Annotated in this window: 15 protein-coding genes; 14 read left to right on the plus strand and 1 reads right to left on the minus strand. The window is 45.3% G+C overall.

Going from position 1 to position 16,599, the window contains the following annotated elements; genetic code table 11:
- Positions 1 to 144 precede the first annotated feature (144 nt).
- From ABIE50_RS09060 to ABIE50_RS09125, 14 genes are all read left to right on the plus strand, one after another.
- Positions 145 to 1,272: a DNA cytosine methyltransferase gene (locus tag ABIE50_RS09060; protein WP_354027939.1), complete on the plus strand. Its 1,128-nt coding sequence runs from the start codon at positions 145 to 147 to the stop codon at positions 1,270 to 1,272.
- 38 nt (positions 1,273 to 1,310) lie between these two features.
- On the plus strand, positions 1,311 to 2,231 hold the full coding sequence (locus ABIE50_RS09065) for an amidoligase family protein (protein ID WP_209864341.1): 921 nt from the start codon (positions 1,311 to 1,313) through the stop codon (positions 2,229 to 2,231).
- Positions 2,228 to 2,464: a hypothetical protein gene (locus tag ABIE50_RS09070; RefSeq protein WP_209864339.1), complete on the plus strand. Its 237-nt coding sequence runs from the start codon at positions 2,228 to 2,230 to the stop codon at positions 2,462 to 2,464. Before ABIE50_RS09065 ends, ABIE50_RS09070 begins: the two co-directional genes overlap by 4 nt.
- 229 nt (positions 2,465 to 2,693) lie before the next feature.
- Positions 2,694 to 4,244 carry a hypothetical protein gene (locus ABIE50_RS09075; protein WP_209864336.1) on the plus strand — a complete coding sequence of 517 codons (1,551 nt, stop codon included), beginning with the start codon at positions 2,694 to 2,696 and terminating at the stop codon, positions 4,242 to 4,244.
- A 70-nt stretch (positions 4,245 to 4,314) separates the two neighbouring features.
- Positions 4,315 to 4,935 (plus strand): hypothetical protein, encoded by a 621-nt coding sequence (locus tag ABIE50_RS09080; RefSeq protein ID WP_209864334.1) that lies wholly within the window; start codon positions 4,315 to 4,317, stop codon positions 4,933 to 4,935.
- A 57-nt stretch (positions 4,936 to 4,992) separates the two neighbouring features.
- Complete coding sequence (locus ABIE50_RS09085; RefSeq protein ID WP_209864332.1) at positions 4,993 to 6,579, plus strand: hypothetical protein; 1,587 nt, start codon at positions 4,993 to 4,995, stop codon at positions 6,577 to 6,579.
- 268 nt (positions 6,580 to 6,847) lie between these two features.
- Positions 6,848 to 7,243 (plus strand): plasmid mobilization protein, encoded by a 396-nt coding sequence (locus ABIE50_RS09090; protein ID WP_209864329.1) that lies wholly within the window; start codon positions 6,848 to 6,850, stop codon positions 7,241 to 7,243.
- Positions 7,237 to 8,472 carry a relaxase/mobilization nuclease domain-containing protein gene (locus ABIE50_RS09095; RefSeq protein WP_209864326.1) on the plus strand — a complete coding sequence of 412 codons (1,236 nt, stop codon included), beginning with the start codon at positions 7,237 to 7,239 and terminating at the stop codon, positions 8,470 to 8,472. Before ABIE50_RS09090 ends, ABIE50_RS09095 begins: the two co-directional genes overlap by 7 nt.
- Before the next feature lie 36 nt (positions 8,473 to 8,508).
- The gene (locus ABIE50_RS09100; RefSeq protein ID WP_354027940.1) at positions 8,509 to 9,144 is read left to right on the plus strand and encodes a YWFCY domain-containing protein; all 636 of its coding nucleotides are present in this window, start codon (positions 8,509 to 8,511) and stop codon (positions 9,142 to 9,144) included.
- Positions 9,145 to 9,176: 32 nt separating this feature from the next.
- The gene (locus ABIE50_RS09105; protein WP_354027941.1) at positions 9,177 to 9,485 is read left to right on the plus strand and encodes a hypothetical protein; all 309 of its coding nucleotides are present in this window, start codon (positions 9,177 to 9,179) and stop codon (positions 9,483 to 9,485) included.
- A 230-nt stretch (positions 9,486 to 9,715) separates the two neighbouring features.
- Positions 9,716 to 10,576: a type IV secretory system conjugative DNA transfer family protein gene (locus tag ABIE50_RS09110; protein ID WP_354027942.1), complete on the plus strand. Its 861-nt coding sequence runs from the start codon at positions 9,716 to 9,718 to the stop codon at positions 10,574 to 10,576.
- Between the two features lie 346 nt (positions 10,577 to 10,922).
- The gene (locus ABIE50_RS09115) at positions 10,923 to 12,533 is read left to right on the plus strand and encodes a helix-turn-helix domain-containing protein (RefSeq protein WP_209864324.1); all 1,611 of its coding nucleotides are present in this window, start codon (positions 10,923 to 10,925) and stop codon (positions 12,531 to 12,533) included.
- An 80-nt stretch (positions 12,534 to 12,613) separates the two neighbouring features.
- Positions 12,614 to 13,795, plus strand: a complete 1,182-nt coding sequence (locus tag ABIE50_RS09120; protein WP_209864321.1) for a cytochrome P450 — start codon at positions 12,614 to 12,616, stop codon at positions 13,793 to 13,795.
- Positions 13,796 to 13,801: 6 nt separating this feature from the next.
- Positions 13,802 to 14,767: a terpene synthase family protein gene (locus ABIE50_RS09125; protein WP_209864318.1), complete on the plus strand. Its 966-nt coding sequence runs from the start codon at positions 13,802 to 13,804 to the stop codon at positions 14,765 to 14,767.
- A 23-nt stretch (positions 14,768 to 14,790) separates the two neighbouring features.
- On the opposite strand, the gene ABIE50_RS09130 is transcribed toward ABIE50_RS09125, so the two are convergent.
- Positions 14,791 to 16,569: an ATP-binding response regulator gene (locus ABIE50_RS09130; protein ID WP_209864315.1), complete on the minus strand. Its 1,779-nt coding sequence runs from the start codon at positions 16,567 to 16,569 to the stop codon at positions 14,791 to 14,793.
- Positions 16,570 to 16,599 lie beyond the last annotated feature (30 nt).

Genomic DNA, 16,599 nt, shown 5'->3' on the forward strand with positions numbered 1-16,599 from the left:
ACAGTAGATTCCTGTAACTATTTTTATTACCTAATACGATAGTAATACTTTCTAACTTCCGTCTATCAGACTTTTGTTCCCGTAATAACACCTGATTCCAGGACAAGCCGGGCTTCTGTATTTTTTATACAAAAGCGGTTTTAAATGGCTGAAAGAACAATTATCAGGCACGGTTCCCTTTTCAGTGGGATCGGTGGTTTTGATCTGGCAGCAGAGTGGATGGGATGGGAAAATGTATTCCATTGTGAAATAGACACATTCTGCCAACTGCTACTAAATTTTCACTTCCCAAAATCTTTACGCTATGGGGACATCAAACAAACAGATTTCAGCTGCCACAGAGGGCAGATCGATATCCTTACCGGAGGATTCCCTTGTCAGCCCTTCAGCGTTGCCGGAAAGAGAAAAGGGAAAGAGGATGACCGCCACCTGTGGCCTTTCATGCTTAAAGCAATTAAGCAGATTAGACCCAGGTGGGTCGTGGGCGAAAACGTTCGCGGCATTGTTAGTTGGAATGAAGGTCTGGTATTCGAAGAGGTGCAAGCTGACCTGGAAACTGAGGGATACTTTGTACAACCGTTCGTACTTCCTGCTGCAGGCATCGGTGCTCCCCACCGACGGGAGCGCGTCTGGTTTATTGCCTACGCCTGTGGCGATGGATACGGGAGCAACGGATTTACAGAAAATCACCAACAGGCGAGCAAAGCTCAAGGCCAAAGGCATCAATGGCAACGGTTTCGGAACAAGTCTGATGGAAATGGTACAGAGGCAGCTGCTTCCAACGCCTATAGCATCGGACTGTCATCTGAGGGAAATCCTCGGCGAAGGAGAGACCATCCGGATTTCGGGGTGCAAGGCCAGGAAAGTCATAAAAAACGGAAGCACGGCGAGCATTGGCCTGGCTTTACTGGTGAGGCTACTGCCGACGCCAGCTTCCAGAGACTGGAAGGGGCAACACGCCCGGGAATTCTATCTGAATCCAGAGCAAAGACCGTTGGCGGCCAGAAGTATTCCTGGAATTATCGAAACCAAAGATGGGACGGTTTCCCGGAAACTGAACCCACAATTTGTTGCGGAAATGATGGGGTTTCCTCCGGACTGGACCCTAGTACCTTTTTTAACGAACTCGGTAAAGCTCTGACGGGTATTACCTTCCCGAAATGGAGAAACGACAGTATTAAAGCATTGGGCAATGCCGTAGTCCCTCAAAATAGCTTATACCATCTTCAAAGCCATTCGCAAATACGAACGAAAAATAAGAAGGTAAAATGAAACCCAACATCTGGAATTGCACTTTATGGAAATGAGACATGACTGCCGAAGAAATTTTATCCGCTGAGTTAACAAAGGCCGAAAAGGCCCGCCGGCTATATGATTTGGGGCATACGCGTCGTGATGTGGCACAAATGATCTGTGGAGGCAACTTCGGCTGGGCGCATAATATCTACAAGCGACATTTCGGACTGGAAACAAGGACGCGGGTAAATAATCAAGTTTTCGATAGAGAGTTTGGAATCGAAATCGAATCGTTCGGTATCAGAAGAGGCAGACTTTCCGGATTGCTTAGAGATGCAGGTATTCAGGCAAAAGCTGAAGCCAGGAATAGAATAACGGTTTCATATTGGAAAGTCGTAAACGATTCCTCTATTTCCGGAGAAGATCGCTTTGAGCTAATTAGCCCCATACTCAGGGGACAAGCAGGGCTTCAGGAGGTAGAAAGGGTTTGTAACATACTAGGGGAAGCAGGTGCCAGGGTGAATAAGAGCTGTGGACTCCATATTCATTTTAATGCCAGGCGTCTGACGATTACGGATTGGCGGAATCTCTTTAAAAACTATATAAACCTTGAAACGGATATCGATAGTATCATGCCTGGAAGCAGAAGAGCCAGCAATAATCACTATTGTAAAAGTATGCTTCATCATTTCACTAGCAAAAATGAGGCATTTGCTGCCATTGATCGTGCAGGAGATGTAGCTGCTTTACATAATAGTGTTACCCAGCAGGATCGCCATTTTAAGCTTAACGCCGGTAGTTACCAGCGTCACGGAACAATTGAGTTCCGACAGCATAGCGGCACTATTGATTTTGAGAAGATTTCCCACTGGATAATGATCTGCGATGCAATAATAAACAGATCAGGAATCGGCTTAGTAACCAAACTAAACAACATCCTGACTGCAGATCAAAAAAGATATTTCAACCAAAGAAAACAAATATTTCGGATATGAAGGTTATTGTAAAATATGATGACGACAAGCAGGTAATTGAGGTCGCCTCATGCCAGGAATTAGTAGAACGTCTTAACGATACGGCAATATTTAGATCTGAATCGACAAGACAATATATGTTTGACTACGCCAGGCGGGCCGTCATCGCTCGTAATATCGATATCAGAGCTACCGACTATGAGTCTTTCGTTGAAGATCTGGTTAAGGCTGGGGATATTGAGTTGACTTGCTAGGTTCCATGCACGACGTCTATGCCGGCTGTGCGCTGATTCCTCGTTTGAAAATCAAGACATCTCGAAGGGCATTAGCTTTTCAAGTGGAGGAAAGAGAGTGACAATAACTTGGGAAATGCGATAAGTTCCCCAAATTGCCTATCACATTTTTAAGGCAATACATCAAACCATGAATTAATACGCTTGGAATAATAGGCCAAGGACTAATATTATTAAATGACATCAATATATGCCAGAACCAGACCGTTTCCTTATAAGGAATTTGAAAGCTTTAGGGATTGATAACCGGCGGTTATTCGAACAGGTTGACTACCTGGTGTCATTGGGGACACCATATTTTACCCTAACCTGCCCTATCAAATTTGCCGATGGCAGATTGGATATGCAGCTGCATTGCCAGCAGGATGGCGATACAGGAGAATGGGACCTTTCTGAGTATACAGCAAGATTTACGAGGCCCATTATTTTACCGACTGAGCATATTTCTGGAATTGATGTATTATCCCTGGACAGATCAATGGCAACTGTAAATTGGGGAAATGTAATGAGGGAATTGCCTATAGGAAGCCCCTATAAAAAAGAGCTATTTAGGAAGATGATAGCTCTTGAGCATGCCGGCCAAAAGGGGCGTAATGCCTTTGACTTGCTGAGCATAAAACACTGGACCGGCACCGGCCTGTATGATCCAAACTTGGACGACCTCAAAAAAAAATACGTTACCGAACAACATTTTACGGCGAAGGAACCACATATAGAGAATATAAGATTCTGCTACCAACTCTTGTCTGGAAGATTCGATCAGTATATGGCGAAATTGGAGGATATCGGCTTTTCTTCGCCCTTATACCTTAAGCGAATGCTTGCATATTCCGAAGGGGACTTCCAACTTGTTCACCATAAAGTCATGCCGGAAGGAATTATGACGGTCACTATTCCCTTATTAAAAAAAGGTGGCACCTATCAAATGGACAATTACAAGGTGAAACTTACCGCTACGCCGCCGATAATAGATGGGGTTTACAACGGTGTGGATACATCGGTGCTCCAACAGGAAATGAAACAAATAAATTGGCAAGACGAGGATAGCCACTACAAACATGTTGATGGCGAGGAACCTCGCTTTGTTGAAGAGGTAGAGCGTATCGTCGAGCAGCTTCAGTATGTGCTTGCTGATGAACCTTTCGGACGTAATGTATCTTCTCAGATTCAGTTAAAATATTGGGCAGAAAGCCCGGATTTCGGCGGCATAATCGATAATGAGACCTGGGACTACTTGAACTCATTAACATCGGAGAAGTTAATCCTTCCAATTTATATTAACATTATGCAGGGCTATCAATTGATGACCGGAAACGTGTTGTTCTATAAAGACCAATCTGAAATGGTCGGACAGTGGATGCATGCTGTCCCTGATCCGGATCAACCAGGGGCGTTGCAATTTCGTTCCGACAAGGGTATCGCCAGTAGCCAGTTAAAAAGGCTTTTGCAGCTGCTACCTTGTGGCAAAACAGAAATTGATGCAGCACTAAATGATATAAAAAATGGCCGAATGGGCTCTGTGATTCTCAATAATGGTCAACCAGTCCGGGTATCCGTCGATCCTTTTCAGGGGCAGCTTAAGCTGTTTTCTGCAGATGGCATGCCTATCCACCATCAGCTATACCAGCTATCGTCAACATCGCTCCCGCTAAAGGATACAGTAAACAAGTATGCTTTTCGGGGGGCAAAGCATCTATTGAAATTACAACAACATAAAAGGAAAAAAGGGAAAGGCCTTTAGGCTCTGTGCTGGCTGGTCATTTAGGACAGTTTATTCTGCCCTTCTATTTCATTACGCCAAAGCTATTCATATGGATATAGAACTTAAAAATATAAAGTATTCGCCGACCCTAAGCGATGACTCAAATGCCTTTAGTGCAAACTTATACATAAACGGTAAGAAAGTGTGTATGGTCAGCGACAACGGAAACGGTGGTGGACTTGACTACGGTATTGTAGACCCACAGCTCAGACCATTGTTAAATGAAGCTGAGCAATGGTGCCGGCAGCTTCCGCCCATCATTTCGTCCCTCTCAGGTGAAGAGCCCCGCTCACTGGAAATGGATCTCGAGCTTTATATCGGCGACCTTTTAGAAAAACATCTCGAGGGGAAGGAACAAGAAAGAATGGAAAAGAAAATGGTTACAGCATTCGTAATAGGCGCGACAGACAGTATTGAGTATACATCTTTCGATTTTAAGACCGTCACGCTTCAGCAAATTCTGGATCATCCGGAAGGCCATAAAAAGATGGAAGAAATGATACGTACGAAGCTCTTGCCAAAATTAACTGATGGTATGGTTCTACTCAACACCAACATTCCAGAGGATATTCTTTTGTCGGCTGGATTAAAGGAAGGACAATACGTAAAACCCCAAAATCAAACAACGGTATCTCAAAATAAACAACGAAGCCCGGGCCGGCGTCCATAACATTGCCTCGCATTGTTACTGCCTACTTTTAATATTTCTGAAAATTTGAGCTGAGTAATGGAAGAAAAAGATATTAAAAAGCTATTGGAATACCTTGCTGAAAAAGGCTTTGAGAGCCGAGAACTTGAATCGTCTCTTCGGTCTAAAATCAAAACCGGGCTGCCGGAATTTAGCCTTGAGCATACCATACATTTCAGTCACATGGAAGACCAGACCGTTATGTACCGGCTGCAATTTCAAAAAAATCAGCAGATAAATGCTTACCTCTTTCACCGGTATGAGTCCAACCTGGTTATATTGCCGGAAATTCCCAATAGGCAATACGGAGCGATAAATTCACAAGAGCTAGACCGTAAAATGCAAAAGGTTCACTGGGGTTTATACTTTAGAGGCGGAGCCGTACAGGGGGTAGACAATACAGGCATGGCAAAGGAATGCCTCCCCCTGCTCAATCAATTGTTAACTGAGAAGGGAAGTGACGAGGCAGTATTTGCTCGAACCCTGATGTTTAAATATTGGCCCAAGGATCAGTTAAATCCGGAATGGGCTGGAGCAATGGAACGGATGTACCAAAGAAAACGTGATTTTACCAGCTCCGTTCATGCTAACCTCGCTTATTATTTATTGACCGGAAAATTGGATGATCTATATGAGAAATGTGACCCTATCGGTCTAACCAGTTTTCGTGGATATCATTTCTATAATAGACTCTGTGAAAAGCTTGTTTCAAATCCGAGTTCCTTTCAAATGGATGTTGAAAAATTTTGCAAAGATGGTATTGGAGAGATTCGGCTCTATATTGATCAAGTTGGCAATAACTATAAACCGGAACAATTAATTGTAAGCTTCAGAAAATTCCCACCAATTGAGCATCGTACTTTCGCAGGTATCGATACAAAGATTCTTGACATTGAAATGTCTTCCATTGATTGGAGTAAAGATAGTGAATTGTTTATATTTGAAGATGGCGATGTGCCGGATTTTACCCCGCCGGTGGAAATGATTTCCAAGAAAATGAATAACCTTCTTTCTTATCCTGATGGCCAGAAAATTTACGACATGCTGTCGCTTAAGTATTGGGTCGGCGCAACTTTTTTTGAAGATATGGTCCGGGATGAGGCATGGGAATTGGCGAAGTCCTTTCCCGAAATCAAAATGCCGTTTCCATCTAACACGAATGCCCATGTAGCCATTAACCTGCTTGCCGGAAGAGCTGCGATGGCTACCGAACTTTTCAGGAACTATGAAGGAACAGAGCAATGGGCGCGCTTGAAACAAGGCGATCAGTATGGTCCAAAGCTGCATTTCTTTATTGGACCGACAAGCAATGATCTTGTAAATCTCATCGATAATTTTCGGTTTTTCCGGCGCCCGGAAAACCTGGCTTTAGAGCTTTCCAAGGGCGACATTTGCCAGGAAATCCATCCGAGTGGAAGGAAGATATTAATGATGTGCGTGCCTGAAGAAAAGACTTTGGCCTTCTTTGCTGAGGATAGCCGGCCGATCCCTGTAAATATAAATTTCGATCCTGATTGGCATCCACCGTCATATACACTCGACCAATCCTCCAAAATTGTGCAACCCCAGGTTCAAAAGAAACTAACACAAAGAAAATCAGACAACAGGAAACCGGGGTCCCTTTAACCAGTTGAACGCAGCAATAACTGACGGAATATTACCCCTCAGCTGTACCCGAATAATATTGCTTGCTGCCAGAAGAGCAGAATATCTGTAAGTGCTTTAGTTACAAGGTGAAGCATTTTCTGGAAATGATCGGCGCCAGCTGTGGCGCGGCAAGATGTAGGATTGTATACAATCCCATCTTGCCCTCCGCACTGCGTTGCGGCGGAGGGGGAAATGGCCTCCGGAGTCGGCCATTTCAGCACCCTTATCACAAACAGTATCTGTGTGTATGGAAAAGAAGAAGAGAGAAAAAAGACTACTGCTAACTTGTGTTGTTCCTATCCGGATCAGCGCTGAAAAATATCAGGAGTTATCCGGCCTGCTGGAGCAAAGCCGGTGCCGTTCCATGAGTGAACTGCTCCGGAAGGTGATCGATAACAGGAAGATCATCGTGGAAAATGTCGACCAGGCCAGCCGGCTGCTACTGGAAGAGCTGGCGCTGATTCGGAAGCAAATCCAGGCCATCGGCGTCAATATCAACCAGGCAACACGCGCAATCCATGTAGAAAAGCAACCGGCCCAGCGTGCAGTCTTGGCCCTGGAAGTTGTCCGGCTCTTTCAACAAGCAGACGAGCGTATCAGTATGCTCTTTACCATGATGGCTAAGCTTTCTGAGCGATGGTAGCTAAGATTATCACCGGTAAAAGTATCCGTAAGGCGCTGTATTATAATGAGCACAAGGTTTCCCTTGGCGATGCCATACTGCTGCATTCAGGCGGATACCTACAGGATCCTGCCAGCCTTTCCTTTCACCAGAAGCTGCAGCGGTTTACTGATCTTACCCAGCTAAATGAGCGGACAAAGACCAATGCAGTACATATCTCGCTCAATTTTTCGCCGGCAGATCAGCTTGGTGTCGACCGGCTCCGGAGCATTGCCAGTGAATACCTGGAGCAGATCGGCTGGGGAGAGCAGCCCTACCTTCTTTACCAGCATATGGATGCGGGGCATCCACATGTGCATATCGTCACCACCAATATTAACCGGTATGGTGAAAGATTAGAGACCCACAATATCGGAAAGATCCAGTCGGAAAGAGCCCGGAAGCAAATTGAGGAAAGCTATGGTTTAGTAAAGGCTGAGGAGCAGAAAAAGGAACCTTATTTCTCATTAAAGCCTATAGATATTGACAGCGTCGTGTATGGAAAGCAGCCGACCAAGGCAGCCATTTCCCGTGTCGTGCGAGAGGTTATAGCAACCTATAAATTCTCTTCCCTGCAGGAGTACAATGCAATCCTTTGTCAGTTTAATGTTTGTGCGGACCGGGGAAAAGAGGATAGCCTTATGTATGCCAAAAGAGGATTACAATACCGATTACTCGATAAGGAAGGTAACCTGTCTGGCGTTCCGATAAAAGCCAGCAGCATTTTTACCAGCCCAACACTGGCTAATCTGGAAAAACTTTATCCTGCTCATAAGGCAGAAAAAAAGCCTTACGGAGAGCGCATTAAGCACCTGGTATCAAAGGCGCTTACCCCTGGCGCCACCCTGGAGTCCCTGCAGCAACAGCTCAGGGAAAAGGGTATCAGAATCCTTTTGCATCGTGGCGCAGAGGGGAAGGTGTTCGGCCTTTCTTTTATTGACAACGCTACCCGCTGCATCTTCAAAGGCTCTGAGCTGGGAAAAGATTTCAGCGCAGCTAAGCTGCTGGAAAAGATAGAACGCTTTACCGGCACGGATATCAATACATCAGTAATTCAGCCCCCACAATATTCAAAAAAGCAGGCCCCCGCTCTGTTCCCGGCCCAGGCTATGCCCGTATTCTTCTCGCTTTGGCAGGAGCTAACCAGCGATGAGCATATGGAAAGCAGCCCCGGGACGCTACGGAAGAAAAAGAAAATCCCCGGGCTGTAATGGCCGGCGGACATCCGACAATTTAAAGTAATGCATATGAATACAGGAGAGAACGCCGAGGCGCTCAGGAAGATCACGGACCTAATCCGTAAATGCAGTATTGTTATTCTTGGCCTGCATTTCTATTATTATTGCTACCAGGCTTTCGTTACCTGGGGACTTACCTACAAGATCACTGAAAACATTTTGGCCAGCATCGCTGGCACAGGACTGTTCCGGCAATTCTTTATTTCAAAGGGCATGGCCCTGGGACTTTTGCTGGTATCTCTTATCGGCATCAAAGGTAAAAAGGATGAGAAACTTACCCTACAGGCTGCACTTCGTCCATTAGTTTTCGGCATTATTGTATATGGGTTAAGCCATATGCTGCTCAAACTCAATGCCTCTGTCCAGGTGCTGGCAGGGTTGTATATGGTAGTTACTGGCATTGGCTTCCTGCTCTTCCTCCACGGTGGGACGCTTCTTACCCGTATTCTCAAGGACCGCCTACAGGGTGATATTTTTAATAAGCTTCAGGAGACCTTTCCACAGGAAGAACGGCTGCTCCAAAATGAGTACAGCATCAACCTACCCGCCAAATATAACCTTAAAGGAAAAATTCACAACAGTTTTATAAACATCATCAATCCGTTCCGGGGGTCGCTGCTTTGCGGTACCCCCGGATCCCGATGAGAAAAAGAAAGAAATAAGGAAAGAGCTACTTCGTGGTGCGCCATGTCATCACGCAACATATCCAGAAAGGCTTCACCGCTTTCATCTATGATTTTAAGTTTCCGGACCTATCCCTGATTGCTTACAATACTTATCTTAAAAATAAACATGCCTATAAGAAGACACCGAAGTTTTATACGATAAACTTCGACGACCTCTCCCGATCCCATCGCTGCAACCCGTTGGACCCGGCAAGCATGACCGATATTACCGATGCTACCGAAAGCAGCAGGACTATCATGCTTGGACTTAACCGGGAATGGATAAGAAAAAGCGGGGGTGGCCGGGCCATTTTTAATTAAATGGCCCGGCCACCCCCAAAACAGGAGATTTTTTCGTGGAGTCGCCAATAAATTTCTTAACGGGAATTATCTGGTTCCTTCGCAAATACAAGTCTGGTAAGTACTGTACCCTCCCACACTGCATAGAGCTGATGCAGATGCCCTATGATCAGCTGTTCCCGGTTCTTCGGACCGAGCCCGAGATTGAGGTGTTGATCAATCCATTCGTCCTGGCTTATATAAACGGGGCGATGGAGCAGCTGGAAGGCCAGATTGCAAGTGCAAAGATAACGCTGGCGAGGCTTTCAAGCCCACAGTTATATTATGTGATCTCCGGCAATGAGTTTACGCTGGACATCAACAATCCTGATGATCCTAAGATCCTCTGTATGGGTAACAACCCACAGAAGCTTCAGGTGTACGGGCCGGTGCTTTCCTTGTTTGTTACCAGGATGCTCAAGCTGGTCAACCAGAAGGGCAAGCTCAAGTCCAGCCTGGTTATCGATGAACTGCCCACTATTTATATCGGCGGCCAATCGGGTGTTGAAGCCACCATTGCCAGTGCCAGATCCAATCGGGTCAGTACATTCTTAGCTGTCCAGGATATTAGCCAGTTGCGTAAGGACTATGGAAAGGAGATCGCCGATGTGATATTTGGCATTGTCGGCAATATTATCTCAGGGCAGGTAGGCGGCGATACTGCGAAAGCCCTTTCAGAAAGGTTTGGACGTATCATGCAGCAGCGGGAAAGCTATTCCATTAATAGCTCCGAAACCTCTGTCAGTAAGTCCACACAGCTGGAATCAGCCATACCCGCGTCTACCATTGCTTCATTATCATCGGGTGAATTCGTGGGCACCGTTGCTGACAATCCCGACATGAAGATCGCTTTGAAAACTTTTCACTGCGAGATTCAGAATGATCACGCGGCTATTGCTGCAGAAGAAAAAAGCTATAAGCCCATTCCAAAAGTCCGGGATATAACGCAGGCAGAGATTGACAGAAATTATGTTTCCATCAAAGAGGATGTCGTTCAAATCATAGAAGAGGTCATGGAACATATTTATAACACCCCTGAGCTTACTCATCTGCTTATTGCCAGAAATGACTAATAGTAAAATAATAGAAAAGTAAATTAAGTTGGTAGATGCACTGGTTACATCTGGATACTTTCCAGACACCAATAAAAAAATCTATGGCACCGATACCTAAAGCGATCACTCCCATCAAGGTTGTAAGTAAAGGCGTCGTACTTCAGCTACCATTGGAAGCATTTTTTTTGTATCTTAGCGCTGTAACGATTCTATACTTCCCTCTTTTACCGATTAAGCCGGCGAGCTAATTAGCTTCAGATAATACCAACGATAGTAATGAATATAATTATTCTATATCATGGATAAGGAATATCCATAATACGGAACTTTTTACTCATTGCTATATAGCGTAAATCTGTTAAAGTTGATCGAACCTGTTACTCTTCAATCCACAGAACAAAAAATTATAGACCTCTACAAACAAGGGGAAAGTCCGGATCGTATTGTCCGGACTTTAATTATTAGCTATGGCCTGGTAATTTCTGTGCTGAGGGCTCATTATCTTCTGCCTCCCAAAGAAGAAGAAGCCAAACGGGACTGCCGTCTTATCATTAGGTTAAGTAAGGCGGGGCTTACGGCTGCGGAAATTGCCCGAAAACTGGCAGTTGATCATGAATTTGTATTAAAGACAATAGAAACAAATCGGGTAGCGGAAGCAGCCAGGAAAACTACGGAAGTTCCGGATCATTTACGGGTTGTCAGCACAAATGTGGGCAGTCCTGCTACTCGTCCATTCACGTTTACTTTAGATCCACCCAAACCCAAAGCCTTAGATGTTAAGTTAGCGCTGTATATATTTGGTGATATGCTAAAAGGCAAGCAACCCGCCGATGTGGCAAAGTGGCGGATTGTTACCACATCACAAATTACCAGCCTGTTTAGTATTATTGGCATTGGCAAAAAAGAGGTAAAAACAATCAGGCGTCTTGCAAAATGCAGGGATACTATTGTTTGCCAGCAATTATTCTCTAATGGATATACCATCCGTGAAATCGCTTCTTATCTTCAACTGCCGGAATCTGCTGTCCGGTTGAACTTAGACCTACCGGTATCTAATCTACCGTATCCAAATGACCATGCACTAATTGAGCAACTGATCGATCTTGAAACGCAGATTAACCAAAGAGTACAGGAATATGGATTTAAGTGTTGTGGAAAATACCAGGTAAGCAAAACGTATATTACGAACTTTCTTAGAGGATCGCCCCGAAAAATTCCGTTTAAAGGAGATAAGCTGAAAAGTAAGCTGGCCGATCCTGTGAAAGTTTTGGCTATAGCTACTAATCTAAAAAAAGAAATCGAAGCTGGAAATAAGTTGAAAGTGATCGCTATCCGTTACCATATTTCCGTTCGCCTCATCCATCGCTACCTTGAAGCCACTGGCACAAGCGTAAAGACCTTGCGACAAAGCATTTCAGATCAAAGATCAATTGCAGAAAAAAATAGAATTGCGCAATTGAAGCGCCTATATAGAAGCTTAGAAAACGGCAAAGCAGTCATGGAAACTACGGGGCACTCCATCCAGGTCATGAAGCATTTGCAGAAGAAAGCCAGCATTTTTAAAAATACAAGAATCCAAGACAGGATAAAAAAAATATACCTTAAGGGTAATACAATAAAACAGATCGCTAATGATTTTTTATGTAGTTGTACGGCCATCTCCAAAATTCTTGGACGCAAATTAATTGCTGGTAACCACAAACAACATAGAAAACAGAGGGCAAGTCAATATAAGCAGTTGCTACAAGCCGGCAGGAGCCTTCAGGAAATTGCCGGTACACATAAAATATCTGTTACGACGGTAAGGAACTACCTGGAGAAATATGGGAATGTTTATATACCTGCCTTTAGGAAAACCAAGGCCCAAAAGGTAAAGGCGGCGCTGCGCAGGGGCTGGTCCAAAGAAACGATCTTACGAAAAGGAATCGCCAGTCAGGCTACCATTAATCGTTGCAGACGTGAATTAGGTTTGTAGTGTCTTTTTCTGGCTATAGTTATTCGTTACAAACAAGCAGCAAATGAACTACCGTATCCTTGATCTAGTGTACAAACTGCATGGAAATTGCAGTATCGCCAGTTATCTTACCAAGTATAATAACTGCCGACATGACAACCGCATTTCCTATAACAGCGCTGGTCCCACATTTTGATCCGGACTTTAAATTAATGCATGGTAGCTCCGGCGCCTGGCAATTTTACTGTTATGACCAGGTACAGAAAATTTTGTTTGACGCAGGTAGCTTTAGCAACAATTATATGCCCTCGGACGGCGACCAATTGCTGGGCAGCAATATCAACCAAGTAGATCCGCCCTTGCATGGCAGGCTTAGAAGCCTTATTAGCGGCTTCTTTTCTAAAGCGGCTATAGAGGCTGGGGAGCCCTGGATTCATGAGGTGGCTGGTAGCCTTTTGTCCCCTAAGACAACTTCCATGGAAGTGGCCAGCGAGTTTGCCTTTCCACTTACTACATCCGTTATCTGCCGGATCATTGGGGTACCTGAAGATTATCATAGCAAGGTCAATGGATGGGCAAAAGCTATCGTGTCTGCCGGGTATTCAGAGGGCGGACTCTTAAATGCCGCTACTGCACAAAAAGAAATGGGGCAATTATTTTTTGCTTTGCTAGAAGCCAGGACAGCTGCTCCACAAGCAGATCTGTTATCCGCACTGGCGAATGCAGAACAGTCTGATGATGCCTTCACATTGCCTGTAAAAATAGGCACTTGTATGACGCTCTTACTTGCGGGATTTGAAACAACGGCCAATTTGCTGGTTAGCTGCATTCACACCTTAACGGAAATACAAGGCCTTCAGGAGGAATTGAGCGCAGATCCTGGCATGGTTCCAACGGCTATCCTGGAAACTTTAAGGTTAAAGCCAAGCCTGGTGAGCATGTACCGGAGAGCAAGCAGCGACATGCACTTTGGCGGTTGCCACATCCGGCAAGGGGATATGGTCAATGCATGGGTCTGTGTAGCGAACAGGGATCCGGATGTCTTTACCGATCCACACCGGTTTGCATTGGACCGGCCGAATTTAAGTAAGGTATTGTCCTTTGGATATGGTATCCATCATTGTATAGGTGCTGGCCTGGCAAAAGTTCAGGTCCGTATTGCCCTGGAGCTGCTTTTAGCCAGGTTTAAAAGCATAAAGCTACGCCAGGGCGCAGTATTAATGCCCTTAAATAGCCAGATATCTTACGGTCTTCAGGCACTGCCTATTACCTTTAATTCCTAACCAGACATGGCTGAACCCTTACTGCGGTATCCCTTTGATGATAGCATAAGCACCTATGCTGATGAGATGGAGCAAATGACCAGGGAGTGGTTACAAAATGATTATTCTTTTTTGCCACCTGAAGTTAGAACGAGGTATGCCAAAACCAAGACTGGCTACCTTACCGCCCGGTTTTTTCCTCATGCCTCCAAAGAGCGGCTGGTGGCCCTTTCCATGTGCTCTCTTTGGGGATTGGCATTTGATGATTACTACGAGCACGCTGACCTGAAGACCTATGATATCCTGCGAAAAAAGATAGGCGCTATCATCCGGGGCGAAGCAGTCGCCGGTAAGGATACCAATGCCTTTTACCGGCAAATGGCAATTATCGCAAAAAAATTCAGGTCATGGATGCCGGAGCATTGGATGCATCGCTTTGCCCACAGCATGGAAAAGTATATCGATGGCATGATAGAAGAGTCGGTATACAAACGGGAGCAGCTCTTCCCCACGCCCAAGGAATACGAAAACATCCGGTGGAAAAGCGTCGATGTGCTCCAGATGATCGATGGCGTAGAAGTGGCAACCGAGCTGCCGCTTTCCGACCTTGTCCGACATCACCCCCACATGGAAGCCATAGCTGTGCTTGTCTGCAGGATAATTGCCTGGTGCAATGATTATTTCTCCGTGCAAAAAGAAACTGGCAGAGATGTGATGAACCTGATCCTTGTATTGCAGTATGCCTATAAACAAAGCCGTGCAGATGCTGTCAGCAAATTGTTACTACAACATGACGTTGATCTGGGCAAATACCGCCAACTTACCGCCACCCTGCCAGATTTTGGCCGGGAGCAAGCTGCGGTAACTAAATTCATCGAATACAATAATTTGATGATAGCCGGCCACTGGCGCTGGTACATAACCGACACGCTGCGGTATAAAAGCGGCGGCTCGCCGGCAATTGATGCCTTTGCCGACGTGCCGGCATCATAAATATTCCCCGGTGTTAAAAAAAATTAGCTACTGGTAGGGATATTATTTTTTAGAGCCCCGAGCTTGACCAGGCGGTTAATAGATCCTACAAATTCCAGATTGGTAAAGGGTTTGAAAAGAAAATCATCAGGAGCCGGATGAAATTGTTTAATGATGTCCTTACCTCGGTCTCCGGTTGCTACAAGCACAGGTATATTTCTTAGCTGCGGATCGCTGCGCAGCCTGGAAAGGACTTCCTTTCCGCTGATATCCGGCAGATTGGAGTCAAGGATAATTAAATTGGGTAGCTGTTTTTTGGCAATATCCAATCCTTCCCATCCGCCAGTGGCCAGCAGTACCTCATAATCCAAAGAAGATAAGATCAGCCTACTTGATGTCCTTGCCAGATCGTTGTCATCGATGACCAGCACGCTAACTTTAGTTTCAACTGGGCTATTGGAAAATTGGGGTGCCGACATTCTGGTATCAGTAATGTGTTCAGCGAACTTAAAGGGTATCAGCAATCGGAAGGTACTGCCCATGCCTTGTTCGCTTTCCAATTCTATCTGCCCTCCTAATGTCTCAATGGTCCTTTTTACGATATGAAGGCCCAAACCGGTTCCCTGCTGGCCTTCCGTAACGTACAGGTCAAATATTTTTTGCTGCTTTTCGGCTTTGATCCCTTGGCCCTGATCCGTTACTTCCAGGCATAAGTCGCCTGCGCAAAGGCTAATGCTTAAGGTAACCAGGCCGCACTCCCTGGTAAACTTTATGGCATTGCCCAGTAGGTTTTTCACAGCCTTTTCCAGCAGCAAAAAATCGGTATCGATAAACTGCGGCACCTCCTGCTCCAGGATCAGGACGATTTTAATCAGTTTGCTGTTTGCATTGAACTGCATGGCCTCCACCAGGTTATAGCTCCACGCCTTTAGGTCTCCCGTCGTATTTTTGGGTGCATCGAATTCTCCTGCTTCGATCCTTCTTAGGTCCAGAATATTTCCTACCAGGGAGCTCGCCCTGATACTTGCCGCATTCTGAACGGCAACCAGCTGCTGCAGGCGGCTATACTGATGGCTGGCGCTTATTTCCGTTGCAATTTGTCCTCCCATTGCCAATTGGGCGCTAAGCTCATCGTTAATATCATGGGCAATGGCCCGAAAGAACAAATTGAGGTTTTGGTTGGCTTTTTCCAGTTCGACCGTCCGCTGGCGGACCAGCAGGTCGAGGCTTTCATTTATCTTTTTGAGCTTTTCGATCAGGTTCACGACGTACTTCTTGAAAAAGCCTATTGCGGTTATGATCAGGATAAACAAGGCGATCATGCCCCAATCATGAAAAAGATTACCAGGATCCCGGACCTTCTCAGAGGTGATGAAATTTGTACGTTGATTGATCTTCGCTAGAGCAAGCCCTGTGCAGCTGATGGCTATACTGATTGAAATTTGCCAAACGGATTTAAGGATTAAAAGTGAGGTTATGATCAGGAAAACGGTAAGCATTTCTTCTTCAATGACCATACCCTTCCATACTCCAAAATAAAGGATACCAATGTTATGGACAGTTAGAAATGCCATTGCCGCGGTCATGTGCCTGTGGTAGTAATTGATCAGGATAAAGCCGCTAAAGAACAGTACCTCTAACCAGGCAGCGACGAAAATGGATAGATCTCTTAATTCGATAGCTATGCCGGTGCCGATCGTGCCGGCAAGTAAAGCCGTCATCAGGCTTAGGGTATTTACCACGATAACCTGATCTTCAAATTCTGAGGGAACGCCATCTGTTCCGGTCCTGGTGAGGGCTGAGAGTCGCTTTAATAGTTGCATTTCAGGGTAATTTTGCCAATAGGGGCTCTG

It is taken from the genome of Chitinophaga sp. OAE865, assembly GCF_040546735.1.
GTDB lineage: Bacteria > Bacteroidota > Bacteroidia > Chitinophagales > Chitinophagaceae > Chitinophaga > Chitinophaga polysaccharea_A.

What these genes read in the sequence shown, in the direction of transcription:
- ABIE50_RS09085 (WP_209864332.1), top strand. Translation starts at nt 4,993, where the DNA reads ATGGAAGAAAAAGATATTAAAAAGCTATTGGAATACCTTGCTGAAAAA.
- ABIE50_RS09100 (WP_354027940.1), top strand. Translation starts at nt 8,509, where the DNA reads ATGAATACAGGAGAGAACGCCGAGGCGCTCAGGAAGATCACGGACCTA.
- ABIE50_RS09075 (WP_209864336.1), top strand. Translation starts at nt 2,694, where the DNA reads ATGCCAGAACCAGACCGTTTCCTTATAAGGAATTTGAAAGCTTTAGGG.
- ABIE50_RS09065 (WP_209864341.1), top strand. Translation starts at nt 1,311, where the DNA reads ATGACTGCCGAAGAAATTTTATCCGCTGAGTTAACAAAGGCCGAAAAG.
- ABIE50_RS09090 (WP_209864329.1), top strand. Translation starts at nt 6,848, where the DNA reads ATGGAAAAGAAGAAGAGAGAAAAAAGACTACTGCTAACTTGTGTTGTT.
- ABIE50_RS09080 (WP_209864334.1), top strand. Translation starts at nt 4,315, where the DNA reads ATGGATATAGAACTTAAAAATATAAAGTATTCGCCGACCCTAAGCGAT.
- ABIE50_RS09120 (WP_209864321.1), top strand. Translation starts at nt 12,614, where the DNA reads ATGGAAATTGCAGTATCGCCAGTTATCTTACCAAGTATAATAACTGCC.
- ABIE50_RS09095 (WP_209864326.1), top strand. Translation starts at nt 7,237, where the DNA reads ATGGTAGCTAAGATTATCACCGGTAAAAGTATCCGTAAGGCGCTGTAT.
- ABIE50_RS09125 (WP_209864318.1), top strand. Translation starts at nt 13,802, where the DNA reads ATGGCTGAACCCTTACTGCGGTATCCCTTTGATGATAGCATAAGCACC.
- ABIE50_RS09110 (WP_354027942.1), top strand. Translation starts at nt 9,716, where the DNA reads ATGGAGCAGCTGGAAGGCCAGATTGCAAGTGCAAAGATAACGCTGGCG.
- ABIE50_RS09060 (WP_354027939.1), top strand. Translation starts at nt 145, where the DNA reads ATGGCTGAAAGAACAATTATCAGGCACGGTTCCCTTTTCAGTGGGATC.
- ABIE50_RS09130 (WP_209864315.1), bottom strand. Translation starts at nt 16,569, where the DNA reads ATGCAACTATTAAAGCGACTCTCAGCCCTCACCAGGACCGGAACAGAT.
- ABIE50_RS09070 (WP_209864339.1), top strand. Translation starts at nt 2,228, where the DNA reads ATGAAGGTTATTGTAAAATATGATGACGACAAGCAGGTAATTGAGGTC.